The sequence below is a fragment of the Enterococcus quebecensis genome (assembly GCF_001730365.1).
In the GTDB taxonomy this organism is placed as follows: domain Bacteria; phylum Bacillota; class Bacilli; order Lactobacillales; family Enterococcaceae; genus Enterococcus_L; species Enterococcus_L quebecensis.
The window spans coordinates 397,751-419,686 of record NZ_MIKB01000001.1 but is presented as its reverse complement, the minus strand read 5'-3'; the positions used below and the strand labels follow the sequence as shown (position 1 = coordinate 419,686).

Below are 21,936 nucleotides of genomic sequence, written 5' to 3'. Positions count from 1 at the left end.
CCTGTTGCAATAAATTTAGAATCTTTCTAAAATATACATAAGTATTATATCAGACATTCTGTACGATAATCAACAAAGTGTTGGGGAATAAGAGTATATGGAATTTAAGGAGATTAAGTGTATGACGATCAGAGCAGGAATAGATGTCGGTTCAACAACTGTGAAATTAGTAATTATTGATGAAGAAAATCATACGAAATTCGCAAAATATGAACGTCACTATTCAGATGTACAAGCAGCAACTGAAAAAGTTTTGACTGAAGCAATGAAAGAATTAGGTGCCTCAACGCCAGTTACAATGACGATCACAGGTTCTGGCGGTATGGGGTTAGCAGATGTTTTGAATATATCTTTTGTGCAAGAAGTGATCGCTTGTACAAAAACGGTAGAAGAAGTTATCCCAGAAACAGACGTTGCAATCGAATTAGGCGGTGAAGATGCGAAGATTACTTTTTTTGAAGGTGCTTTGGAACAGAGAATGAATGGCAGTTGTGCTGGGGGAACGGGTGCTTTTATTGATCAAATGGCAGTTCTTTTAAAAACAGATGCAAATGGTGTTAATGAACTGGCTAAAAACTACCAAACGATTTATCCGATCGCATCAAGGTGCGGTGTTTTTGCTAAAACGGATGTTCAACCTCTGATCAATGAAGGAGCGGCAAAAGAAGATATTTCAGCGAGCATTTTTCAAGCAGTGGTAAATCAAACAATTGCAGGACTTGCCTCAGGTCGGAAGATTAAAGGGAAAGTAGCATTTTTAGGTGGTCCGCTCTTCTTTATGTCTGAACTTAGAAAACGATTCATTGAAACCTTAGATGTTCAACCAGATGACGTGATTTTTCCAGAAAATCCGCAATTATTTGTAGCAATGGGGGCAGCTATTTATTCTGAAGGAGCTAACCCAACGACGTTAGCTGATTTACTTCAGCGTCTGACTAAAGGAAATCAAGAACAATTAAAACCTACAGATACGTTAGAACCGTTATTCAAAAATGAAGAAGAACTAAAAGCGTTCAGAGTGCGTCATAATCAAGCGAAAGCACAAGAAAAAAGTTTGTCAGAACATCACGGAGTAGCATTTTTAGGAATTGACGCAGGTTCTACGACAACCAAAGTTACTTTGATCGATGAAGAAGGAAATTTACTATTTTCATTCTATGGCAATAATCAAGGTCAACCCTTAGAAACAACAATGAGCGTCCTAAAAGACTTGTACCAACAATTACCTAAAGATGTTTTTATCGGAAAATCCGCAGTTACTGGATATGGAGAGCATTTAATAAAGAATGCGTTGAAAGTAGATATTGGTGAAGTTGAAACGATGGCTCATTATAAAGCAGCGGATCATTTTCAGCCAGGAGTGGATTTCATTTTAGATATCGGTGGTCAAGATATGAAAGCCATGACAATTAAAGAGGGCGTATTGTCCTCAATCCAGCTAAACGAAGCCTGTTCATCTGGTTGTGGTTCTTTCATTGAGACTTTTGCTAAATCACTAAATTTTGATGTAAAAGACTTTGCTATTGAAGCACTAAGTTCTAAAGCGCCTGTTGATTTAGGTTCTCGCTGTACAGTATTTATGAATTCAAAAGTGAAACAAGTTCAAAAAGAAGGCGCCTCTGTTGGTGATATTTCAGCTGGATTGTCTTATTCGGTTATTAAAAATGCAATCTATAAAGTAATCAAAGTTCGCCGTCCAGAAGAATTGGGCAAGAAAATTGTCTGCCAAGGAGGGACTTTTTATAATGAAGCCGTATTACGTGCTTTTGAAACGATTAGTGAACGAGAAGTTGTTCGTCCGTCGATAGCAGGTCTGATGGGGGCGTATGGCGCTGCTTTGATTGCTTTAGAAAATTATGAATTGGGACAAGAAACAACGATTCTTGGATTAGAAGAACTGGACACTTTTACAGCAGATAAAGAATTCACTCATTGTGGTCTTTGCGAAAATAACTGTATGATGACCGTTACAATCTTTTCTGATGGTCGACAGTTTATTACTGGGAATCGCTGCGAAAGAGGCGCAAAAATTAAAGTTAAAAGAGAAGACCGCAGAGTCAATTTAGTCGATTATAAGTACCGTAAATTATTTAAATACCGAGCATTGAAAGAAAAAGATGCGATACACGGAAGAATTGGGATTCCTCGAGTATTGAACATGTACGAAAATTATCCTTTATGGCATACCTTTTTCACTGATTTGGGCTTCCGTGTAGAACTGTCACCACGTTCTAATAAAAAGTTGTATGAACAAGGAATGGAAACTATACCTAGTGATACAGCTTGTTATCCAGCTAAAATCTCTCACGGACATATTCAAGCTTTGATCGATTCAGAAATTCCGTTGATTTTTTACCCTGGTGTTGTTTTTGAAAGACAGGAATCACCAGAAGCAGATAATCATTTCAACTGCCCAATTGTACAAAGTTATCCTGATGTTATAAGAAATAATGTAGACGACATCCGAGATGGGAAAGTTGATTATCGTAACCCTTATATTAACTTAGCTAATGAAGCTTCTGTAGCAAAAGTTTTGAGTGAAACATTTGCAGATCTTGGGATATCAGCGGAACAAGTGACCCGAGCATTACGGCACGGATATGAAGAACTAGAGGCTTTCAAAGAGGATATTCGCAACAAAGGGGAAGAAACCTTAGTTATGCTAAATCAAAAAGGGGAAAAGGGAATTGTTTTATCTGGACGTCCATATCACTTAGATCCTGAAATCAATCATGGAATTGCTGATGTTATTACACAAGAAGGCTTCCATGTATTGACAGAAGACTGTGTGTCACATTTAAGTGATGTAGGTAATTTGCGTGTAGTCAATCAATGGGTTTACCATTCCCGTTTATATGCAGCCGCTCGTGTAGTTGCCAAATCGAAAAACCTTGAATTGGTTCAGTTGAATTCTTTTGGTTGTGGTTTAGATGCAGTGACTACCGATCAAGTAGAAGAAATCATGGATCAATATGGAAAAATCTATACGGTTTTAAAAATTGACGAAGGCTCAAACCTTGGAGCAATCAGGATTCGTTTGCGTTCTTTAAAAGCAGCGGTTGGCGAACGGGAGAAAATGAATTTTGAACCAAAATTGCAGCATGAAGAACCAGAAAAGATTATCTTTACTAAAGAAATGAAAAAAACGCATACCTTACTTTTGCCAATGTTAAGTCCAATCCATCAAACAGGCTTAGTTGATGTGGCGTTAAAAGCATCTGGGTACAATGTTGTTTGTTTACCCGCGGATGACCGTGAAGCAGTTAATGTAGGGTTGAAATACGTCAATAATGATGCTTGTTATCCAGCAATTATTTCAATTGGACAACTGGTAGAAGCTCTGGAAAGCGGAGAATATGATTTAAACCATGTCAGTGTTATGATGACCCAAACAGGTGGAGGTTGTCGTGCAACGAATTATATTCCTCTGCTTAGAAAAGCTCTAAATGATGCGGGATTCCCTCAAGTTCCAGTAGTATCAGTTTCAATGGGAAATAAAGGCGTTGAATCAAATCCAGGATTCAAGTTTACTTTGCCAATGCTAAAACGGATTGCTGTGGCATTTATATACGGCGATTTATTTGAACGGGTTGTTTACAGAACACGTCCCTATGAAACAAAAGTGGGGATGATTGATGCCCTTCATGATAAATGGTTGAAACAAGTCGAAAAAAATGTTCGAAATGGTTCATTAACACTGTTCAATCGAAACATGAAAAAAATCATCAAAGAGTTTGATGAAGTACCGTTAAAAGACCTCCAAAAACCAAAAGTCGGAGTTGTTGGTGAAATTCTGGTGAAATATTCACCTACTGCCAATAACGATATTGTCCGATTGCTGGAAGCCGAAGGAGCTGAAGCTGTAGTTCCTGATATTATTGGTTTTATGAATTACTCGTTGTATAATCAAGTTTGGAAATATGAGAATATGGGGATGTCTAAACAAAGTAAAAACCTAGCTCAATTTGCGATTCGTATCATTGAGTATGTTGAAAAACCGATGGACAAGGCGTTAAGAAGCTCGAAAAGATTTGATGGTCTCAGCTCTATCTATGAACTAGCAGAGGATGCTGGGAAAATCCTTTCAATTGGAAATCATACAGGAGAAGGTTGGTTTTTAACTGGTGAAATGATTGAGTTGTTAAAATCAAATGTGAATAATATTGTTTGTATGCAGCCATTCGGATGTTTGCCAAATCATGTTGTTGGTAAAGGTGTAATAAAAGAGTTGCGCCGTCAGTATCCAAAAGCCAATATTGCACCGATTGACTATGATCCTGGAGTTTCACTAGTGAATCAATTGAATCGAATTCGTTTAATGATGGCGACTGCACATAAAATGATGGACGAAGAAAAAATTCGTTCTTAATAAAAAATAACCTAAGCTGTAGAATTGTCAGCAGCTTGGGTTGTTTTTTGTTTGTAGAAGAGGATGTTTAATGATGCTAGATCAGATTTTTTTATTTCTTTTTGCGGCATATCCATTATATAATTAAAGAGTTATGAAGAATAGTGACAGTTTTAATGAAGCATACCAAATAATTGTTGCAAACGTTTCATTTGCTAATATTTAGAACTTTAGGTTGTTTATAAGGTATATACCAGTTATAATGAAAGAGAATAAAAAGGAGGAAATAAGATGGTGTCAAGTTTACCAGTTTATATTCAAATCCACGATAAAATTAAAGAGGACATTGAACATGGTGTTTGGAAGATTGGAGACAGGCTTCCATCAGAGCGTGAGTTGGCTATTCAGTTCAGTGTTAGTCGTATGACCCTGAGGCAAGCGATTCAAACACTTGCCGATGAGGGAATCTTAGAACGCAAGATTGGTTCTGGAACGTACGTTGCTCGTAAAAAAGTCCAAGAAACAATGACAGGAACAACGAGTTTTACTGATATTATGCTATCTCAAAATCGAGTACCCTCTAGCCGAACGGTTTCTTATTATGTAGCGAAACCAAGTTCCAGTGAAATGGAAAAATTAAAACTGAAAGAAAATGAACAAATCATACGAATGGAGCGGATTCGTTTTGCAGATGATTTGCCAATCTGTTTTGAAGTTGCCAGTGTTCCATATTCTTTAGTCGATCAATATAGCAAGACTGAAATCACCAGTTCTTTTTACAAAACTCTGGAAGAAAAAGGCGGCAATAAGATTGGACATGCCAATCAAACAATATCGGCAATGTTAGCCTCGGAACAGATTGCTGATTATTTAAAAATTAAACGAGGAGATGCGATTTTACGCTTGCGTCAGATATCTTACTTTGAAAATGGGACACCGTTTGAATATGTAAGAACCCAGTATGTAGGAAATCGCTTCGAATTTTATTTAGAAAAATAGAAAAACGACGAGATAGCTGAACTAGCATGATCTCGTCGTTTTAATTTTAGAATAAAAACTATTATTTTGATAAATCGATTTTGTTATTGATCCAATAAATCAAAATACCGCCAATAGACATGGATAAAAGTTCACCAATAGCAACGGTCAGCCAAGTATAGAAAAACGGCAGGTGATAAAAATAAGTCAACTGTCCAGCGACAGTAAACATAGACAATGAACATAGAATCGCCGTGAAAATCATTTTTTTAATTTGGCTTTTTAGTCGTTTTGTTACATGGTACGAAAGAAGTAAAATTGAGAATGTTGATAAACTACCAATGATTACATCGACTAAACCTAACGGTGAAGCAACATTTGAGATAGCAACACCAAGAGTTACTGCTACAATATAACGTTTGTTGAAAAGCGGTAAGTAATTAAACAGTTCCGAAAACCTGAGCTGGATGGCACCAAAACTAAACGGTGCCAAAAAGACAGTAACAACAACATATAATGCAGTGATTAAAGCCATTTTCGCCAAAGCGATGACAGACCACGACTGGGTCTGTGAGTTAGGGGTATTCATTTTTTATTCTCCTTTGTAAAACAGATCATCTGTTTTAGTAATAACTATGACCAAAGGACGTGACTGCTAAAAGCACAGCCAACTGAAGTGTCATAGTGTGAATTTCTTCACTGTTTTTCATGGTACCGAAGATTACATATTTTGTAAAGTATAACCACATTACTTTTCTAGCCAACCGCCATCAATGGTCATTACAGTTCCGTGAATATAATCTGCGTTTTCGCTCGCTAAAAATAATGTTAATGAAGCAACTTCTTCTGGTTTTGCCCAGCGGCCAGCAGGCGTTTCATTAGCCACCCATTCTGCTATCTTGCCATCTCCGGCAAAATCAGCAGCATTCATTGGCGTTTGGATAGCACCAGGAGCAATAGCATTTGCTCGAATTCCCTGTTTAATATAATCATGATCCAATTGCTTTGTATAACCAATAATTGCATGTTTTGAAGCTGTATAAGCTGCACCACCGCCTCCAGCAACCATTCCTGCAATAGAAGCCATGTTGATGATCACACCATGTTTTTGTTTCAGCATTTGCGGTAGAATTTGATTGGTCACCAAAAATGTTCCCTTTAAATTCACAGATAGAACACGATCCCATAGCTCTTCAGATGTTTCCAAAGTGGGTGCGTAGTTATCCAAAATACCAGCTGTATTCAATAAAATATGTATCATACCGAATAGTCCATTTGCTTTCTCTATAGCTGAAATGATCTCATTTTCTTTAGTAACATCGCCTACATAGGATGAAAAGTGACCTGTTGCGTTTTTCGCTTTTTCAGCTGTCTCAGCTAAACCAACTGCATCAAGATCCATACCTAAAACATTTGCTCCTTGACTGATAAAAGCAATGGCTTGAGCTTGACCAATACCAGAAGCTGCTCCTGTAACAAAAATTGTTTTTTTCTTATATTCGTCGAAATGCATACTATTACTCCTTTTTTATAGTAACAAGAAAAACTAGGACAACTTATATAAAGCGTCCTAGTTTGTTCCAAAATTTTAATCTACGTTGACTATTTTCCAGTCTTGTGCCAGTATGTCACAAACTGTTGGTGAAAACATACTATATCCCTCATCAGATGTTTTAATCAAAAAATAAGGAGTAACTTGGAGGAAGGTACCATCTGATGTTCCAATCTCATCTCTTAGTTCAATGTATAATTCAAAACCACTCCAACCTGATCTTACAGCTTTTGCCCCTTTTTTAATCTGAGGTAGTACTTCTTCAAATGTCATCTACTTGCTCCTTTTCAGTAATCGGTATTTCATGATAAGAACATTCGCCTTTTTCAAAAGTAACCTGGCCATTTAATTGCTCGATGATTTCCGCCATAAATAGCTCTGTTTTTGGTTCATCAACAAGACAAAGGACTTCGACATGTTCACCATAAATTGTGTCTTGTAACGTATAGGGATTATTTTCCATAAAATTTTGAACATTTCCTAAATTTGCATAACTGATTGTTAAGCGAATTTCCTGTTGCAACTTTCCTTCGACCAAACCAATGTCAGTTAAAGCGTTAGAAACTGCATGGCTATACGCTCGAATCAAACCGCCAGAACCTAATTTAGTCCCGCCAAAGTATCGAGTAACAACTGCTGCAACATTGATTAGCTCCTGTTTTTTAAGGACTTCTAGCATAGGCACACCTGCTGTTCCACTAGGTTCGCCATCATCACTACTGCGTTGAATATCGTTTTTTTCGCCAATTACAAAAGCACTACAATTATGATTTGCTTTCCAATGTTCTTTTTTCTTTTGAGCGATAAAATCTTTTGCTTCTTCTTCGGAATAAACACGTTTAAGAGCACAGATAAACCGCGATTTTTTTATCTCGATTTCACTTTCTCCATCAGAACGAATGGTAAAATAACTTTCAAGCATTTTCTCATTCCTTTTCTAGATAATGTCTTAAGTATAAAAAAAATCTGAAAGAGATGCAACCGTTCGTTTTAAATGAGAGAGCATCGTTTGCTTCTTTAAGTATTTATGAGATAATAATTACAAGAATTTTGAATAGAAAAAGGTGTGTCGTTATACTTTAAGCGAAAGGAGTGGAGAATTTGGCAAAAGAGCGTCAAAAGAAATATGATAGCGTTACCCATTATTTAACAACCAATGGCGGTTCACAAGTAACTCTGACTTTTACCCAATTTGACGAGCTACTTTTTCCTCATTCTGGACTTCCGAAAACAGCACGAATGGATGTTGATTGGTGGGCCAATGACTATAAGCATCCAGAAAAAGGAGCGTATGGTTGGTTGAATGCTAGTTATCAAGTTGTGCAAATAAATATTGAAAAAGAATATGTTGTTTTTAATAAGTTATTGAAATCAAAGTGGCTTGTATAAGTGATTAAGTGCCAATGAAGCAAAAAGAGGAAAGCGTTGACAAAAAATAGGTGTTCACTATAATATATTTAATATAGAAAGAAAATACGTTATATTATAGATATATAGAAGGAGATGGATGAAAGTGGCTCAAAAAACAATTATGCTTGTATGTTCTGCTGGGATGAGCACAAGTTTACTAGTAACAAAAATGCAAAAAGCGGCTGATGCACAAGGAGTAGATGCGGATATTTTTGCGGTCTCTGCTTCAGAAGCTGACAACAACTTAGAAAGCAAACCTGTGGATGTATTATTATTAGGTCCTCAAGTTCGTTTTATGAAAGGTGATTTTGAAAAACGTTTAGAGCCGAAAGGGATCCCTCTAGAAGTAATCAATATGGCAGACTACGGAATGATGAACGGTGAGAAAGTTCTACAGCAAGCCTTGAATTTGATTGGTAATAAAGAGTAAACTATTATTTCTAAGTGCGATATGGATGAGACAAAAGTGATTTTTACTTCTGTCTCATCTTTTTTCTTTTTTCTCGTATTTCTTCAATGTAAAAAAATATCATATAAAAGATGCGTATATTATAGTGGAGGGGAAAAAAATGAAAGAACTATGGGGAAGGAAAGTCTTAAAAAAAGAAATCACTGGTATTGAAGGGATAGAAGAACATAGTCAAAAATTACCGACGATGAAAGTTCAGAATGAAAAAGAAATACAATGCCTGCGTTGCGGTCAGATTCATAATAAACGAGAGGTTCAATTAGTGAGTGGTTCGTTCTTTTGTCCAGCGTGTATTCAATTAGGTCGAGTAGACACAAGTCAAATGTTTTATCATTTACCGGAACCCGAATCGATAAAAAGAGCCGTTTATTTTGTCTGGGAAGGAGAACTTACAAAAGGACAGCAGGAGGTGTCGGATAAATTATTAACATCTGTAAAGAAAGCTGAATCGAGAATGATTTGGGCTGTAACTGGTGCAGGAAAGACAGAAATGTTATTTAAAATGATTCATTATTGTTTAGAATCTGGGTATCGAATCGGTGTTGCGTCGCCTAGAGTAGATGTTTGTTTGGAACTTTTTCCTAGAATACAAGCTGTTTTTCCTGATGAAGAGATGATTCTTCTTCATGGAAAGATGGAAGAAGCTTATCGTTATACTAAATTGCTAGTATGTACCACACATCAGTTGTTACGGTTTCGTCAGGCGTTTGATGTGTTGATTATTGATGAAGTAGATGCTTTCCCCTTTGTGGGTAATTCTTTACTGCGATATGGGGTGCAACAAGCTATCAAGTATCATAGTTCGCTTGTTTATTTAACGGCAACACCAACAAAAGAACTAATTAGACAAACACAACAAAAAAAGTTGCATACAAGCATTTTGCCAGCTCGCTATCATCGAAGAGAGTTACCAGTTCCAAAAATAAAATGGTGTCATAAGTGGCAGCAAAAAATTAAACGTGGAAATAGTCCGAGAGAATTAATCGCTAAAATTCGCACGTTAGTGAGTAAAAATGACGTGCTGATTTTTTGCCCGACTATTTCAATGATGGAGCAATTGAAAGTAGTCGTTGAAAAGCAATTTCCGAAAGCACCATTAGCTTCTGTTCATTCCAAAGATCCAGATCGTTTAGAAAAAGTAATGGGAATGAGAAATAAAGAGTATCGAATTCTAATAACATCGACAATATTAGAAAGAGGCGTGACATTTGATGGTGTATCAGTGATTGTTTTAGGCGCCAATCACAACGTTTTTACAACCTCAGCGCTTGTTCAAATTGCTGGACGAGTGGATCGAAGAAAAGAATATACAGCTGGTGAAGTCTGGTTTTTGCATGATGGTTGCACAAAAGGGATGAAAGAAGCCATTAGACAAATTAAAAAAATGAATTCCTTAGGCATAGAAAGAGAACTGATTGATGAGATGTAACTACTGTGGACAATCAATTAATAGAAATTTAACAATCAAAGAAATTTTAATACCTAAAAAAATTTTAACGGAGCAATTATGTTCAATCTGTGCTAACGAATTTCAAAGACTAGCTTTCAAAGACTGCTGTTATGGTTGTCAGCGTCAGACAAAGAACAAGTATTGTAGTGACTGCCTACGGTGGCAAGAATGTTACCCGAATTATGATTTTCATCATGAAGCACTTTTCTCATACAATCAAGCGATGCAAGAATGGTTTGAAGAATATAAATTCAAAGGGAATTATACACTTAGGTATAGTTTCACCTCTTTTTTACAGGCTTATTTCAAAAAGAAAAAGAACGTTCTAGTGATCCCAATGCCAATTTCAAAAGAGCGAATGGAAATTAGAGGTTTTAATCAAGTTGAAGGATTACTAGAAGCGGCCAATATTTCCTACCAACCATATCTTGTAAGAGTTACCGATGGACTCTCACAAGTACAAAAAACAAGAACAGAGCGACTAACCTTAAAACAACCCTTTAAACTCACAAAAGAAGGACAAGCAGCTGTTGCAAATTCGGACATTCTTTTAGTGGATGATATCTATACAACAGGACGTACAATATTTCACGCAGCTCAAATTATTTTGGAGAATCAGCCATCAAAACTGTATACGTTTTCTATTGCAAGATAAAAGCATAATTAAAATGTAAATTAGACCGCAATTTTGTTGGCAAAACTAAGATAGTTCGTTATAATGTAATTAAGAAGAAGGATAACAGAGTGGTCCTTTTATTCCTTCTTTAGTTGTAGTTGAAAGGGGTAATCGTTATGTTTAGATATAATGTGCGTGGAGAAAACATCGAAGTTACTGAAGCTATCCGAGATTACGTAGAGAAAAAAGTTGGTAAATTAGAACGTTATTTCAGTGATTCACCTGAAGCAACAGTACATGTGAATTTAAAAGTTTACACTGAAAAAACAGCAAAAGTTGAGGTTACGATTCCTCTACCATATTTAGTTTTACGTGCTGAAGAAACATCACCTGATTTATATGCTAGTGTTGATTTAGTAGTTGATAAATTAGAACGACAAATTCGTAAGTTTAAAACAAAAATTAACCGTAAATCTCGTGAAACAGGGATGAATACTGCGAAAGCAGCTATTTTCTTAAATGGTGAAGAGACACCAGAAGAAACGCCAGAATTAGACATTGTTCGTACAAAACGTCTTTCTTTAAAACCAATGGATAGTGAAGAGGCCGTTTTACAAATGAACATGTTAGGACATAACTTTTTTATCTTTGAAGATTCAGAAACCAATGGAACAAGTATTGTTTATCGTCGTAAAGACGGCAAATATGGACTAATTGAAACAGATTAATCAATAGTTGAATCAGATAAATTTGCTCTTGGTTCAATGAATAAAAACTAAAATAATCTAATTTATTAAAATTTGCAGATTTTTTAGAGAGATTGCTACTAAGAGCTATTTTCTTTCCGACTACTTGATTTTTAAGAGACTGGAGCAAGACGGCATACGTTTTGTCGCAGTCTCTTTTCCTTATTTTTAGCGGAATTACATAAAAAATGGTATAATATATTATTAATATTAAGAGAAGTTATTTCTTTTCTTACCAACTAGTGATAAAATGGACAGGATGATTGTGCATTTAGTGCAAAAAATAAATAGAGTTTATTGAAAGGAACACTTAAAAACATGGCGAATTTTTTAAAAAAGATGATTGAAAATGATAAAAAGGAACTGAAGCGCTTGGATGGCATTGCTACTCAGGTAGAAAGTCATGCTTCAGCCATTGCTGCATTAAGCGATGAAGAACTAAAAGCAAAGACTGACGAGTTTAAAGCTCGTTATAAAAAAGGTGAAACATTAGATCAATTATTACCAGAAGCTTTTGCGGTTGTCCGTGAAGCTGCAAAACGTGTTTTAGGGTTATACCCATATCGCGTTCAATTAATGGGTGGTATTGTTTTACATGATGGTAACATTCCTGAAATGAGAACTGGTGAAGGTAAAACGTTGACAGCGACAATGCCGGTTTATTTAAATGCCTTAACAGGTGAAGGTGTTCACGTGGTAACAGTCAATGAATATTTGGCGACTCGTGACTCTGATGAAATGGGTGAGTTGTATAACTTCCTAGGCTTAACAGTTGGGTTGAACATTAACTCAAAAACATCAGAAGAAAAACGCGATGCTTATAATTGCGATATCACATATAGTACAAATAATGAACTAGGATTTGATTACTTGCGTGATAATATGGTTGTATATCGTAATCAAATGGTACAACGTCCATTGAATTATGCGATCGTTGATGAGGTCGATTCAATTTTGATTGATGAAGCTCGTACACCATTGATTATTTCTGGTCAAGCTGAAAAATCAACAGCTCTTTATACTCGTACAGATAACTTCGTTAAACGTTTGAAAGAAGAAGAAGATTATAAAATCGATGTTCAATCTAAAACAATTAGCTTAACTGAAGCAGGTATCGAAAAAGCAGAAGAAAACTTCGGCTTAGAGAACCTTTATGATATTGAAAACACAGCGTTAACTCATCATATGGATCAAGCATTACGAGCTAATTTTATTATGCTTCGTGATATTGATTACGTTGTTCAAGAAGGAAAAGTCTTGATCGTCGACCAATTTACTGGTCGTATCATGGATGGCCGTCGTTATTCAGATGGCTTGCATCAAGCAATCGAAGCCAAAGAAGGCGTAGAGATTGAAGATGAAACAAAAACAATGGCAACAATTACATTCCAGAACTATTTCCGTATGTATAAGAAATTAGCTGGGATGACAGGTACTGCTAAAACGGAAGAAGAAGAATTCCGTGAAATCTATAATATTCAAGTTTTCCAAATCCCAACAAACCGTCCAATCATTCGTGATGACCGTGCAGATTTACTTTACCCAACATTACAAAGTAAATTTAAAGCAGTTGTTCAAGACATCAAAGAACGTTACCATAATGGTCAACCAGTCTTAGTTGGTACAGTTGCTGTTGAAACTTCAGAGTTATTATCAGAGTTACTAAATAAAGAAAAAGTACCGCATGAAGTATTGAATGCGAAAAATCACTTTAAAGAAGCAGAAATTATTATGAATGCTGGTCAAAAAGGTGCAGTAACGATTGCTACCAACATGGCTGGTCGTGGTACGGATATTAAACTAGGTCTTGGTGTTATCGAACTTGGTGGTTTAGCTGTTATTGGTACTGAACGTCATGAATCTCGCCGTATTGATAATCAATTACGTGGACGTGCAGGTCGTCAAGGAGACCCTGGGGTTTCTCAATTCTATCTATCACTTGAAGATGATTTAATGAAACGTTTTGGTTCAGAAAGAATCAAAGCATTCTTGGATCGAATGAATATTGAAGAGTCAGATGCAGTTATTCAAAGTAAAATGCTAAGTAAACAAGTAGAATCTGCACAAAAACGTGTTGAAGGAAATAACTATGATACACGTAAAAACGTTTTACAATATGATGATGTAATGCGTGAGCAACGTGAAGTTATCTATGCTCAACGCCAAGAAGTGATCATGGAAGAAACTGAGTTGACTGAAACACTATTGAATATGGTAAAACGTACCATCTCTCGTGTTGTGGATAGCCACACTCAATTAGAAAAAGAAAACTGGAATCTTGAAGGTATTGTAGATTTTTCTGCCTCAACATTAGTTCATGAAGACTCTATTTCTAAAGCAGATATCGAAGGCAAATCACCAGAAGAAATCAAAGAATATTTGGTGAAACGTGCTCAAGAAGTTTATGATACTAAGGTAGAACAATTAAATGGTCCAGAACAAATTCTAGAATTCCAAAAAGTTGTTATTCTACGTGTTGTAGATACAAAATGGACAGACCATATCGATGCAATGGATCAATTACGTCAATCTGTAGGTTTACGTGCTTATGGACAAAACAACCCATTAGTTGAATATCAAACAGAAGGTTACAATATGTTTGAAGAAATGATTGGTGCAATTGAGTTTGAAGTTACTCGTCTATTCATGAAATCAGAAATTCGTCAAAATGTTCAGCGTGAACAAGTCGTTCAAGGTGAAGCAAGTCATCCTTCAGATGAAGACGAAGCGCAAGGTAACACAAGTGCAAAACAAAAACCAGTTCATGTTGACGAAAAAATAGGACGTAATGATCCTTGTCCATGTGGCAGTGGCAAAAAATACAAAAATTGTCATGGTAAAGATATGTAATAATTGACTAGGGTGGGGCCGTTCGCCCCACCTTCGTTTGTTGTGTACTAAAGTATTGAAAATGGAAGGAAGAGAAGATCATGGAAAATGCTGAGATCCGAACTGCTTTAGATGAAATGAATCAATCAATTACAAGTTTCAGGGGGTCTCTTTGACTTAGATCAGTTAGAAGAGAACATTGCGGAAGCAGAAAACAGAATGTCAGAGCCCGGTTTTTGGGATAACTCAGAAATAGCGCAGCAATTAATTAATGAAACCAACGTTTACAAAGAGAAGTTTCAACAATTTCATCAATTTGCTGATGAGCTTGAAGAGTTAGAGATAATGAGTGAAATGCAACAAGAGGAATATGATTCAGACACTCAGGTAGAACTGGAAGAACGTGTATTAGCCTTGAAAGAGAAATTAAGTATTTATGAACTTTCATTGTTGTTAAACGAGCCTTATGACAAAAATAATGTTATTATGGAACTCCATCCAGGAGCTGGAGGTACAGAGTCTCAAGATTGGGGAAGTATGCTTCTTAGAATGTATACACGTTGGGCTGAAAGTCATGGTTTTCAAGTTGAGACATTAGATTACCAAGCAGGAGACGAAGCGGGCATTAAAAGTGTAACTCTTTTAATTAAAGGATATAATGCATATGGATATTTAAAATCTGAAAAAGGGGTTCATCGTTTAGTTCGTATATCTCCTTTTGATTCTGCCAAGCGTCGTCACACTTCTTTTTGTTCAGTTGATATCATGCCAGAATTGGATGAAAATGTAGAGATTGATATTAATACAGATGATTTAAAAGTTGATACGTACCGTGCCAGTGGAGCTGGTGGACAGCATATTAATAAAACAGAATCAGCTGTTCGTATCACTCATATTCCAACAGGTACAGTTGTAGCTAGTCAAGCGCAACGTTCACAATTAAAAAACCGTGAACAAGCGATGGGGATGCTTAAAGCAAAACTTTATCAATTGGAGATGGACAAGAAGGCCCAAGAGGCAGCTTCTTTACGTGGCGAACAATTAGAGATTGGCTGGGGGTCACAAATTCGTTCTTATGTGTTCCATCCATATTCGATGGTTAAAGATCATAGAACAAATTATGAGACTGGAAATGTACAAGCAGTAATGGACGGAGATTTGGATGGCTTTATTGATGCGTACTTAAAGCAACAATTAAATTAAGCAATTCATATAAATGAAACAAAATTGTAAACTGTTGAAAGAACCTTGAAACAAAGTCATGTTATAATGATTGATAGTCTAGAAAACAGAGATGGAGAGAATACGCCATGATTGAAATGAAAGATGTAATGAAAAAGTATTCGAATGGTACGACAGCTATTCGTAATATTTCAGTGGAAATAAAACAAGGTGAATTCGTTTATGTTGTTGGACCTTCCGGAGCCGGTAAATCAACATTTATTAAACTAATGTACCGTGAAGAAAAAGCAACAAAAGGTCGTTTAAAAGTCGCTAGTCATGATTTGATGAAAATAAAAAATGCTGAAGTTCCTTACCTTAGAAGAGAAATCGGAATCGTCTTTCAGGATTACAAACTACTGACGAAAAAAACAGTCTATGAGAATGTTGCTTATGCAATGCAAGTTATTGGTCGTAAACCAAGAGATATCAAGAAAAGAGTAATGGAAGTTCTTGACTTAGTTGGTTTAAAACATAAAGTGCGAGTTTTCCCAAGTGAATTATCGGGTGGAGAACAACAACGTGTTTCTATTGCTCGTGCAATCGTAAATACGCCTAAAGTTCTAATTGCCGATGAGCCAACAGGAAACCTTGATCCAGAAAATTCATGGGAAATCATGAAACTTTTAGATCGGATCAATGCTCAGGGAACAACTGTTGTGATGGCAACACACAACAGCACGATTGTAAACACGATCCGTCATCGCGTAATCGCTATTGAAAATGGCCGAATTATTCGAGACCAAGCGGAAGGAGAATATGGCTACGATGATTAGAACGTTCTTTTCTCACGTCCTAGAAAGTATTAAAAGTTTAAAACGTAATGGGTGGATGACAATAGCGTCTGCCAGTGCTGTTACGATTACTTTAGTCCTTGTTGGGATTTTTATGGCAGTAATTTTTAATGCAACAAAATTAGCAAAAGATATTGAAGAAAACGTTACAGTATCTGTCTTTGTTGACATCGGTACAACACCAGATGAAATGCAAAAATTAGAAAAAGAATTGAATAAAATTGATAATGTTGCGACAATTTCATATTCTAACAAAGACAAACAATTAAAGAAAATCCAAAAACAAATGGGTGAAGCTTGGAATCTTTTTGAAGGTGACAGTAATCCATTGTATGATGTATATCTAGTAAGTGCAAAAGAACCATCAGATACAAAAAAAATATCAGAAAAAGCTGCAAAATTACCAAATGTATTTAAAGCAGATTATGGTGGTGTTTCATCAGACAAGATATTTAGCATTGCAGCAAAAGTTAGAACATGGGGACTAGGAGCCGCAATTTTACTATTATTTGTCGCAGTATTCTTGATATCTAATACGATTCGTATCACGATCATTTCTCGTCAAAGAGAAATCCAAATCATGCGTTTGGTGGGTGCTAAAAATGGTTACATTCGTTGGCCATTCTTTATAGAAGGTGCTTGGATCGGTTTAATTGGAGCGATTATTCCAATCTTGGTATTAACTTTCGGTTATGAAAAATTCTACACGCTATTTAATCCACAATTGCTAAGTTCAAATTATTCACTGTTAAAACCTGAATCATTTGTTTGGCAAATTGATCTATTGATGGTAGTGATTGGGATGACAATCGGATCTTTAGGTTCAATCATTTCAATGCGTCGTTTCTTAAAAATTTAATACAAATAAAGCAGACATTGTTGTCTGCTTTTTCTTTACTTATTTTCATAAGTTCGTTATGCTTTACAAAGGAATGTATGGAATACATAATTGGGGTGAATAAATGAAATTTTTGTATGATAATTTATTTGTTATTATTTTTATCGCTAATATGCTATTATCATTGATTATTGTTTTTCGAGAACGAAAACAAACAGCTCAAACTTGGTCGTGGTTGTTGGTACTGATGTTTATCCCAGTCCTGGGATTTATTCTTTATATTTTCTTTGGCCGAGGTATTTCTAAAGACAAAATTTTTGATATGAAGATGCAGGTAAAAATTGGTATGAATGCGGAAATAGAATCCGAGAAACAATCTTTATTGAGAGGTCTTTTCCCGCATCCACCGACAGGAGAAGTTGATTCAAAACAGCTGATTTACATGCTAACTATATTTGAAAGTTCCTTATATACGACAAACAATGACATTCGTTTATATACGGATGGAAGAGAAAAATTTGATGGACTGATCGAAGATATTCGACAAGCAAAAGACCATATTCATATGGAATATTATATATATCGTGGAGATACATTAGGTAAAGAAATACGACAAGAATTGATCAATGCGGTCAAAAGAGGGGTTAAGGTTCGATTACTTTTAGATGCCTGGGGATCAACTCAGGTAAATATGAAATTTTTTCAGGAATTAAGAAGTATGGGTGGAGAAATTGCTTTTTTCTTTCCATTATTTGTACCGTATTTAAACCCTCGAATTAATTACCGAAACCATCGAAAAATTGTTGTGATTGATGGTAAAATTGGTTATACAGGCGGATTTAATGTTGGGGATGAATACTTAGGTAGTGTCAAAAAATTTGGTTACTGGCGTGATAATCATTTGAGGATTCATGGTGAGGCCGTATACAGTTTGCAAAATCGGTTTTTGATGGACTGGAATTCGCAGCATCGTAAAGAACTAAGTTACGATTCAGCTTATTTTCCCTCAATTACCTCTGATGGAAAAAAAGCAGTTCAAGTTGTGACTAGCGGTCCTGACTCGGAGCTTGAACAAATCAAGATGACCTATTTGAAAATGATTTCAATAGCAAAAAAAGAAATACTTATTCAAACGCCTTACTATATACCAGATGCTTCTATTCATGAGGCGTTGAAATTAGCGTTATTATCAGGAGTTAAAGTTCGTATGCAAATACCTAATAAACCAGATCACATGCTTGTTTATTGGGCTACCTATTCTTTTTCAGCTGAATTATTAGAATATGGAGCTATTATTGAGACTTACGAACATGGTTTTATACATGCCAAAACAATGATTATTGATGGTGGAATAGTTTCTGTTGGTTCGGCTAATATTGATGTGCGCTCTTTCCGTTTGGATTTTGAAGTTAACACGATTATTTATGATCAAGAATTTTCAGAAGAAGTGAGAAATGCTTTTTATGAAGACTCAAAAGTATCAGATCTTTTAACTGAAGAAAAGTACCAAAGTAGAGGTGTACTTATCAAATTGAAAGAAGGACTAGCACGTCTGATTTCACCATTACTATAATGAAAATAAAAGGTGCAATTCGAATTATTGATTGTACTTTTTATTTTGGTTTTTTTTACTACTTTGAGAGGTTCCATTGTTATTTTATTATGAAAAAAAGATTACTTTGGAAACTTATAATTTTAAACTGAAACAGTTAATGTTAAAATGAATTGATTGAATTGAGTTTGGAGGATTATCAGATAAATGAAAAAGAAAATGCTATTATTTTTTAGTCTAATGGGAATACTAACTTTATCAGGCTGTGCCAAGTGGATTGATCGAGGTGAATCAATTACAGCGGTAGGTTCATCAGCGTTACAACCTTTGGTTGAAACAGCTGCTGAAGAGTATCAAAGTCAGCACCCAGGTCGTTTTATCAATGTTCAGGGCGGCGGTAGCGGTACAGGATTAAGTCAAGTTCAGACTGGCGCTGTCGATATTGGAAATTCAGATTTATTTGCAGAAGAAAAGAAAGGAATCGATGCGTCTAAACTAACAGATCACAGAGTTGCAGTAGTAGGAATCACACCAATTGTAAATAAGAACATCGGTGTATCAGATATCACATTAGAAAATCTCAAAAAAATATTTTTAGGTGAAATTACAAACTGGAAAGAAGTCGGGGGAAAAGACATTCCTGTTGTTATGCTGAATCGTGCTGCTGGAAGTGGTACACGGGCTACTTTTGAACGCTGGGTATTAGATGGCAAAACAGCAATTCAAGCGCAAGAACAAGATTCAAGTGGAATGGTTCGCTCTATTGTCGCAGATACGCCAGGAGCAATCAGTTACACAGCTTTTTCTTATGTTAACGATGAAGTTAATACGTTAAGCGTTGACGGTGTGAAGCCAACAGATGAGAATGTTACAAGCAATAAATGGACAATTTGGTCATATGAACATATGTATACGTTAGGAAAACCAAAGCAATTGACAGAAGAATTCTTATCTTTCATGTTATCAGATGATGTACAAGAAAAAATCATTGGACAATTGGGGTATATTCCTGTTTCTAAAATGGAAGTAGAGCGGGACTGGCAAGGAAATCTCATCAAATAATTGCTCTTTACACAAAATTTACAAACTTAACATAAGATTTACATGTTATTAAACGCAAATTTATGTTGGAAAGTTAAACTGAATTTGTTATGGAAATTATTGAAAAACGGAACATTTATTATAAAAGATAGAATTTGATTGTGGCAAAATACCTTAATCATATTTTTCAGTTGAGATTGAATGGACCTGTTTAGCTTTTATGTTATCTAGCTTCGTAGGCTTGCCTGCTACGCTTTTAATTTAAGGAGGAATTTTCTTGGAGGATGTACAGAAAAAATTGTTAACCAAATCAAAGCGTGCCAGAATGGAACAACGAGGGAAATTTATTAGTTTTCTTTGTATTGCTTTGATTGTTTTAGTTGTCCTATCGATCTTTTATTTTGTAGCAAGTAAAGGGTTAGCGACCTTTTTTACAAATAAAATAAAACTTTCTGATTTCTTATTTGGTACAAATTGGAATCCAAGTGAAACAGGAACGGATGGTAAGCCAATGGTAGGCGCATTACCGATGATTGCTGGATCGTTTATCGTAACTTTTATGTCAGCGATCATTGCAACACCATTTGCAATAGGGGCAGCTGTCTTTATGACAGAAATTTCTCCAAAGAAAGGCTCAAAAATTTTGCAACCCGTTATTGAATTGTTAGTTGGGATACCTTCTGTTGTGTACGGATTTATTGGCTTGTCTGTAATCGTGCCCTTTATTCGTTCGATTTTTGGAGGTACAGGGTTTGGGATCTTAGCAGGAACATTTGTACTTTTTGTTATGATTTTGCCCACAGTAACAACGATGACAGTTGACGCATTAAAATCTGTTCCACGACATTATAGAGAAGCCTCGTTGGCTTTAGGAGCGACTCGTTGGCAAACAATTTATAAAGTTGTTTTACGAGCTGCAGTTCCAGGAATTTTGACAGCTGTTGTTTTTGGAATGGCTCGTGCTTTTGGTGAGGCATTAGCGATTCAAATGGTTATTGGTAATGCTGCGGTTATGCCAGCTAGTTTAACAACACCTGCTTCAACATTAACGAGTATTTTGACAATGGGCATTGGAAATACGATTATGGGAACAGTAGAAAATAATGTACTTTGGTCACTAGCCTTGATTTTGCTATTGATGTCTTTACTATTTAATATCATTATTCGGATCATCGGTAGGAAAGGAGCCTTGAAATAATGAATGCAAAAAAAGCAGATAAATTTGCAACAGGTGTCTTATACACTATTTCAGGCATTATTGTTTTAATTTTAGCGGCATTGCTGCTTTATATTTTGGTTCGAGGTGTTCCACATATCTCTTGGAACTTCTTGACAAAACCTTCTAAAGCCTATCAAGCAGGTGGTGGTATTGGGATTCAACTATTTAACTCACTTTATTTATTGTTGATTACAATGCTGATTAGTTTTCCTATTTCTTTAGGTGCCGGTATCTATTTGTCTGAGTATGCAAAGAAAAATTGGGTGACAGATCTTATTAGAACTTCGATTGAGATTTTGAGTTCACTACCTTCAGTTGTTGTTGGTTTGTTTGGGTTCTTGATTTTTGTTATACAGATGGGCTATGGTTTTTCAATTATATCTGGAGCTTTGGCGTTAACATTTTTCAATTTACCTTTACTGACAAGAAATGTTGAAGAATCTTTAAAAGCTGTTCATTATACACAACGAGAAGCGGGACTATCCTTAGGTTTATCTCGTTGGGAAACTGTTACAAAAGTTGTTGTTCCAGAGGCGTTACCAGGAATTTTAACGGGTGTAATTTTGAGTTCTGGAAGAATTTTTGGTGAAGCTGCTGCATTGATCTATACTGCTGGACAAAGTGCTCCAGCGTTAGATTTCAGTAACTGGAATCCATTGAGTGTCTCAAGCCCAATCAGTATTTTCCGTCAAGCAGAAACGCTAGCAGTTCATATATGGAAAATTAATACAGAAGGAACAATGCCAGATGGAGCAGCAGTTTCCGCTGGTGCTTCAGCAGTTCTGATTTTAGTCGTATTGCTATTTAATTTCGGCGCTCGTTTCATCGGAAACAGACTGTATAAAAGAATGACATCAGCCTAATGTTAGGGGA

General features: G+C 35.9%; 19 protein-coding genes. 15 read left to right on the top strand and 4 right to left on the bottom strand.

From position 1 onward, the window contains the following. Positions 1 to 121 precede the first annotated feature (121 nt). On the top strand, positions 122 to 4,369 hold the full coding sequence (locus BCR23_RS01870; RefSeq protein WP_069633800.1) for a 2-hydroxyacyl-CoA dehydratase: 4,248 nt from the start codon (positions 122 to 124) through the stop codon (positions 4,367 to 4,369). A 270-nt stretch (positions 4,370 to 4,639) separates the two neighbouring features. Then, the gene (locus tag BCR23_RS01865; protein ID WP_069633799.1) at positions 4,640 to 5,347 is read left to right on the top strand and encodes a GntR family transcriptional regulator; all 708 of its coding nucleotides are present in this window, start codon (positions 4,640 to 4,642) and stop codon (positions 5,345 to 5,347) included. Positions 5,348 to 5,408: 61 nt separating this feature from the next. Here the strand turns inward: BCR23_RS01865 and BCR23_RS01860 are convergent, their stop codons facing one another. The 4 genes from BCR23_RS01860 to BCR23_RS01845 all read right to left on the bottom strand — a co-directional run bounded on the left by BCR23_RS01860 (position 5,409) and on the right by BCR23_RS01845 (position 7,800). Continuing rightward, entirely contained in the window at positions 5,409 to 5,915 is a 507-nt protein-coding gene (locus tag BCR23_RS01860) for a QueT transporter family protein (RefSeq protein WP_069633798.1), read from the bottom strand. A gap of 159 nt (positions 5,916 to 6,074) precedes the next feature. After that, on the bottom strand, positions 6,075 to 6,839 hold the full coding sequence (locus BCR23_RS01855; protein ID WP_069633797.1) for a 3-oxoacyl-ACP reductase: 765 nt from the start codon (positions 6,837 to 6,839) through the stop codon (positions 6,075 to 6,077). A 75-nt stretch (positions 6,840 to 6,914) separates the two neighbouring features. Further along, positions 6,915 to 7,151 carry a DUF2829 domain-containing protein gene (locus tag BCR23_RS01850; RefSeq protein ID WP_069633796.1) on the bottom strand — a complete coding sequence of 79 codons (237 nt, stop codon included), beginning with the start codon at positions 7,149 to 7,151 and terminating at the stop codon, positions 6,915 to 6,917. Next, entirely contained in the window at positions 7,141 to 7,800 is a 660-nt protein-coding gene (locus BCR23_RS01845; protein WP_069633795.1) for a YigZ family protein, read from the bottom strand. Before BCR23_RS01845 ends, BCR23_RS01850 begins: the two co-directional genes overlap by 11 nt. 179 nt (positions 7,801 to 7,979) lie before the next feature. On the opposite strand from BCR23_RS01845, the gene BCR23_RS01840 reads away from it, so the two are divergent. From BCR23_RS01840 to pstA, 13 genes are all read left to right on the top strand, one after another. Further along, entirely contained in the window at positions 7,980 to 8,267 is a 288-nt protein-coding gene (locus BCR23_RS01840; protein ID WP_141706665.1) for a DUF7662 domain-containing protein, read from the top strand. A 124-nt stretch (positions 8,268 to 8,391) separates the two neighbouring features. Then, entirely contained in the window at positions 8,392 to 8,718 is a 327-nt protein-coding gene (locus BCR23_RS01835; RefSeq protein ID WP_069633996.1) for a PTS sugar transporter subunit IIB, read from the top strand. Between the two features lie 139 nt (positions 8,719 to 8,857). Further along, the gene (locus tag BCR23_RS01830; protein ID WP_069633793.1) at positions 8,858 to 10,186 is read left to right on the top strand and encodes an ATP-dependent helicase ComFA; all 1,329 of its coding nucleotides are present in this window, start codon (positions 8,858 to 8,860) and stop codon (positions 10,184 to 10,186) included. Further along, a complete protein-coding gene (locus BCR23_RS01825; protein ID WP_069633792.1) occupies positions 10,176 to 10,862 on the top strand; it encodes a ComF family protein in 687 nt (228 codons plus the stop codon). Before BCR23_RS01830 ends, BCR23_RS01825 begins: the two co-directional genes overlap by 11 nt. A gap of 137 nt (positions 10,863 to 10,999) precedes the next feature. Further along, positions 11,000 to 11,551, top strand: coding sequence for a ribosome hibernation-promoting factor, HPF/YfiA family (hpf, locus tag BCR23_RS01820; RefSeq protein WP_025869219.1), 552 nt, complete (start codon positions 11,000 to 11,002; stop codon positions 11,549 to 11,551). Positions 11,552 to 11,887: 336 nt separating this feature from the next. Continuing rightward, complete coding sequence (gene secA, locus BCR23_RS01815) at positions 11,888 to 14,419, top strand: preprotein translocase subunit SecA (RefSeq protein WP_069633791.1); 2,532 nt, start codon at positions 11,888 to 11,890, stop codon at positions 14,417 to 14,419. 80 nt (positions 14,420 to 14,499) lie between these two features. Further along, a protein-coding gene (gene prfB / locus BCR23_RS01810; protein ID WP_141706664.1) for a peptide chain release factor 2 occupies positions 14,500 to 15,601 on the top strand; the annotation gives its coding sequence in 2 pieces (ribosomal slippage) (positions 14,500 to 14,571 and positions 14,573 to 15,601; 1,101 coding nt in all). Between the two features lie 107 nt (positions 15,602 to 15,708). Next, on the top strand, positions 15,709 to 16,395 hold the full coding sequence (gene ftsE, locus BCR23_RS01805; protein ID WP_069633789.1) for a cell division ATP-binding protein FtsE: 687 nt from the start codon (positions 15,709 to 15,711) through the stop codon (positions 16,393 to 16,395). Beyond that, on the top strand, positions 16,388 to 17,272 hold the full coding sequence (gene ftsX / locus BCR23_RS01800; RefSeq protein WP_069633788.1) for a permease-like cell division protein FtsX: 885 nt from the start codon (positions 16,388 to 16,390) through the stop codon (positions 17,270 to 17,272). The genes ftsE and ftsX overlap by 8 nt, the downstream gene beginning before the upstream one ends. A 103-nt stretch (positions 17,273 to 17,375) precedes the next feature. Further along, positions 17,376 to 18,824, top strand: a complete 1,449-nt coding sequence (cls, locus tag BCR23_RS01795) for a cardiolipin synthase (RefSeq protein WP_069633787.1) — start codon at positions 17,376 to 17,378, stop codon at positions 18,822 to 18,824. Between the two features lie 186 nt (positions 18,825 to 19,010). Beyond that, positions 19,011 to 19,865, top strand: coding sequence for a phosphate ABC transporter substrate-binding protein PstS (locus BCR23_RS01790; protein ID WP_069633786.1), 855 nt, complete (start codon positions 19,011 to 19,013; stop codon positions 19,863 to 19,865). A 256-nt stretch (positions 19,866 to 20,121) separates the two neighbouring features. Next, a complete protein-coding gene (pstC, locus tag BCR23_RS01785; protein ID WP_069633785.1) occupies positions 20,122 to 21,042 on the top strand; it encodes a phosphate ABC transporter permease subunit PstC in 921 nt (306 codons plus the stop codon). Further along, the gene (gene pstA / locus BCR23_RS01780) at positions 21,042 to 21,926 is read left to right on the top strand and encodes a phosphate ABC transporter permease PstA (protein WP_069633784.1); all 885 of its coding nucleotides are present in this window, start codon (positions 21,042 to 21,044) and stop codon (positions 21,924 to 21,926) included. The genes pstC and pstA overlap by 1 nt, the downstream gene beginning before the upstream one ends. Positions 21,927 to 21,936: the final 10 nt, after the last annotated feature.

Excerpts from the sequence above, each read along its gene's own strand:
- BCR23_RS01870 (WP_069633800.1), top strand. The coding sequence starts at position 122 with ATGACGATCAGAGCAGGAATAGATGTCGGTTCAACAACTGTGAAATTA.
- BCR23_RS01865 (WP_069633799.1), top strand. The coding sequence starts at position 4,640 with ATGGTGTCAAGTTTACCAGTTTATATTCAAATCCACGATAAAATTAAA.
- BCR23_RS01860 (WP_069633798.1), bottom strand. The coding sequence starts at position 5,915 with ATGAATACCCCTAACTCACAGACCCAGTCGTGGTCTGTCATCGCTTTG.
- BCR23_RS01855 (WP_069633797.1), bottom strand. The coding sequence starts at position 6,839 with ATGCATTTCGACGAATATAAGAAAAAAACAATTTTTGTTACAGGAGCA.
- BCR23_RS01850 (WP_069633796.1), bottom strand. The coding sequence starts at position 7,151 with ATGACATTTGAAGAAGTACTACCTCAGATTAAAAAAGGGGCAAAAGCT.
- BCR23_RS01845 (WP_069633795.1), bottom strand. The coding sequence starts at position 7,800 with ATGCTTGAAAGTTATTTTACCATTCGTTCTGATGGAGAAAGTGAAATC.
- BCR23_RS01830 (WP_069633793.1), top strand. The coding sequence starts at position 8,858 with ATGAAAGAACTATGGGGAAGGAAAGTCTTAAAAAAAGAAATCACTGGT.
- BCR23_RS01825 (WP_069633792.1), top strand. The coding sequence starts at position 10,176 with ATGAGATGTAACTACTGTGGACAATCAATTAATAGAAATTTAACAATC.
- hpf (WP_025869219.1), top strand. The coding sequence starts at position 11,000 with ATGTTTAGATATAATGTGCGTGGAGAAAACATCGAAGTTACTGAAGCT.
- secA (WP_069633791.1), top strand. The coding sequence starts at position 11,888 with ATGGCGAATTTTTTAAAAAAGATGATTGAAAATGATAAAAAGGAACTG.
- ftsE (WP_069633789.1), top strand. The coding sequence starts at position 15,709 with ATGATTGAAATGAAAGATGTAATGAAAAAGTATTCGAATGGTACGACA.
- ftsX (WP_069633788.1), top strand. The coding sequence starts at position 16,388 with ATGATTAGAACGTTCTTTTCTCACGTCCTAGAAAGTATTAAAAGTTTA.
- cls (WP_069633787.1), top strand. The coding sequence starts at position 17,376 with ATGAAATTTTTGTATGATAATTTATTTGTTATTATTTTTATCGCTAAT.
- BCR23_RS01790 (WP_069633786.1), top strand. The coding sequence starts at position 19,011 with ATGAAAAAGAAAATGCTATTATTTTTTAGTCTAATGGGAATACTAACT.
- pstA (WP_069633784.1), top strand. The coding sequence starts at position 21,042 with ATGAATGCAAAAAAAGCAGATAAATTTGCAACAGGTGTCTTATACACT.